At 47.7% G+C, this 597-nt stretch carries 1 protein-coding gene; it reads left to right on the forward strand.

The features are described from left to right. Positions 1–109: 109 nt before the first annotated feature. Positions 110–597 (forward strand): response regulator (locus R7Z50_RS29100; protein WP_318149957.1); only part of this gene is annotated, 488 nt, incomplete at its 3' end.

The raw sequence follows: 597 nt of genomic DNA on the forward strand, positions 1-597 counted from the left end.
TCGATAATGGTTTGCCAATGGGGAAGAGTATGGTGTGGTTCACATCATGCTCTTTTTCGAGCTTTATACTGGGTTCTCATCCTCCCGCTAACACACTAGGTAAGTAAAGTTGAAAATATTGATCGTCGAAGATGAGCACAAAGCCGGAGAATATCTGCAAAAAGGTTTGATTGAATCTGGGTATGTGGTGGATTTAGTGCATGATGGGGTCGATGGGCTTTATCACGCTACCAGTGAAGAATATGACTTAATCCTCCTCGACATTATGTTGCCTAAACTCGATGGTTGGCAGGTGCTTAACACATTGCGCAGTAGTGGGATTCACACCCCAGTGATCATGCTGACAGCGAAGGAGCAAGTGGAAGATCGCGTGCGCGGTTTTGAGCTGGGTGCCAATGACTATGTGGTAAAACCTTACGCGTTTGCAGAGCTACTGGCGCGTGTTCAAAACGTATTTCGTCATCATATTGCCGCGCAAGTGGTCGCATCGCCGCAAACATTACGTGTGGCAGATTTAGAACTTGATATGATCAAACGCGTTGCCACGCGCGCGGGGCAGTCGATGTCGCTTACCGCCAAAGAATATGCCCTGCTTGA

This window comes from Vibrio sp. 1249-1 (assembly GCF_033340495.1).